This is a genomic window from Curtobacterium sp. 18060 (genome assembly GCF_902706105.1).
Taxonomy (GTDB): Bacteria; Actinomycetota; Actinomycetes; order Actinomycetales; family Microbacteriaceae; genus Curtobacterium.
In genome coordinates this window covers 1-2,187 of the sequence record NZ_CACSJV010000101.1, presented here as the reverse complement: position 1 = coordinate 2,187, position 2,187 = coordinate 1, and the positions used below count along the sequence as shown (strand labels likewise).

General features: G+C 66.6%; 2 protein-coding genes. Both read left to right on the top strand.

Annotated features, from left to right (window positions below; genetic code table 11):
- Window positions 1–70: 70 nt before the first annotated feature.
- Window positions 71–1,324, top strand: a complete 1,254-nt coding sequence (gene istA / locus GVL05_RS19715; protein ID WP_235036083.1) for an IS21 family transposase — start codon at window positions 71–73, stop codon at window positions 1,322–1,324.
- On the top strand, window positions 1,321–2,133 hold the full coding sequence (gene istB, locus GVL05_RS19710) for an IS21-like element helper ATPase IstB (RefSeq protein ID WP_159574235.1): 813 nt from the start codon (window positions 1,321–1,323) through the stop codon (window positions 2,131–2,133). The genes istA and istB overlap by 4 nt, the downstream gene beginning before the upstream one ends.
- The last annotated feature ends 54 nt before the right edge of the window (window positions 2,134–2,187 follow it).

Below are 2,187 nucleotides of genomic sequence, written 5' to 3'. Positions count from 1 at the left end.
TGTTGATGCCGAAGTAGAACGGACCCCCTGACGCCGAACTGGGATGGACCCCCTGGTTGACGCTAGGAGGGTGATCACAGTGGACACGTGGGCAGAGATCCGTCGGCTGCATCGAGCGGACAAGGTGCCGATCAAGCAGATCGCGCGGGAGCTCGGGATCGGCCGGAACACGGTTCGTCGGGCGTTGCGGGGTGAGGAGCCTCCGAATCGTGCGCGTGGGCCGCGCGGGTCGAAGATCGATCCGTTCGTGCCGCAGATCCGGGCGCTGCTGGCAGAGCATCCGCGGATGCCGGCGTCCGTGATCGCGGAACGGGTGGGTTGGTCGTTCTCGCCATCGTTGCTGCGGGAACGTGTGTCGGAGTTGCGGCCGGACTATCTCGGCGTGGACCCGGCGGACCGGCTCTCGTTCAGATCGGGCGAAGTGATCCAGTGCGATCTCTGGTTCCCCGAGACCAGGATCCCTGTCGGTGACGGGCAGGACCGGATCTTGCCGGTGCTGGTGATGGTCTCGGGGTTCTCCCGGCGGATCGAGGCGCTCGTGCTGCCGTCGCGGCAGGGCGGGGACCTCACTGCGGGGATGTGGATGCTGCTGCAACGTTTCGGCGGGATCCCGAAGTCGCTGCTTTGGGACCGGGAGGCTGCGATCGGAGGGCTGGGGCGTCCGACGGTCCTCGCAGCGACGTTCACGGGAACGATCGCGACGAAGCTGCGGTTGGCGCCGGCGAGGGATCCCGAGACCAAGGGTGTCGTCGAGCGGGCGAACCGGTATCTCGAGACGTCGTTCTTACCCGGCCGGCTCTTCCAGAACGTCCACGATTTCAACGCCCAGCTGGGTGTCTGGTTGACCGAGCGGGCGAACCAGCGGAAGGTCCGCTCGATCGGAGCCCGCCCGGTCGAGCTCGACGCCCTCGACCGCGCCGGGATGCAGTCCCTCCCGTCGGTCGCGCCGACCACGGGGCTGCGGACGCGGGTCCGGCTCGCCAGGGACTATTACGTCCGCGTCGACGGCAACGACTACTCCGCCGACCCGCGCTTCATCGGACGGTTCGTCGACGTCCACGCAGCACTCGACGAAGTGCGCATCACCTGCAGCGGCGAGCCTGCCGGACGACACGATCGGTCATTGCGCACCGGACAGACGATCACCGACCCTGAGCACGTCGTCGTCGCAGCGCGCCTGCGCGCCCACTACCGGGCCCCGAAGCCCGAGACGGTCCGCTCGCACCAGGACGGGCACCAGGTCCAGATCCGAGCCCTGTCCGACTACGACGCCCTGTTCGGCGTCGACTTCACCACCGATACCACGACGAAAGAAGCACGATGACCAGCAAAACCACGACGCAGACCGACGCACCGATCCCGAAGAACAGCGAGCAGGTCGCTTCCAAGCTCGCCTACCTCGCCCGAGCGTTGAAGACCCCGACGATCGGACGGGTCTGGGAAGACCTCGCCGATCGCGCCAGGGACGGCAACTGGGCGCACGAGGAATACCTCGCCGCGGTCCTCGAGCGGCAGGTCGCGGACCGGGAGTCCGCTGGCACGATCATGCGGATCCGGACCGCGCACTTCCCGCAGGTGAAAACGATCGAGGACTTCAACCTCGACCACCTCCCATCGCTCCGACGCGACGTCCTCGCGCACCTGGCGACGTCGACGTTCATCGCGAAACAGGAGAACGTGATCCTGCTCGGCCCGCCCGGACTCGGGAAAACCCATCTCGCGATCGGCCTCGGCGTGAAAGCCGCCTACGCCGGCTACTCGGTCCTGTTCGACACCGCGAACAACTGGATCGCCCGTCTCGCGGCCGCGCACCACAAGGGCCAGCTCGAGGCCGAGCTGAAGAAGATCCGCCGCTACAAGCTGATCATCGTCGACGAGATCGGCTACATCCCGTTCGACCAAGACGCCGCGAACCTCTTCTTCCAACTCGTCGCGTCCCGCTACGAACAGGGATCGATCATGGTCACCAGCAACCTGCCATTCAGCCGGTGGGGCGAGACCTTCGGCGACGACGTCGTCGCGTCAGCCATGATCGACCGCCTCGTCCACCATGCCGAGGTCCTCACCCTCTCCGGCGATTCCTACCGCACCCACGGCCGCCGCGACCTCATCAACCAGACCGAGAACAACTAAGCTCAACAACCCCAGAAGGGGTCCGCCCCAGTTCGGCACAAAGGGGTCCGTTCT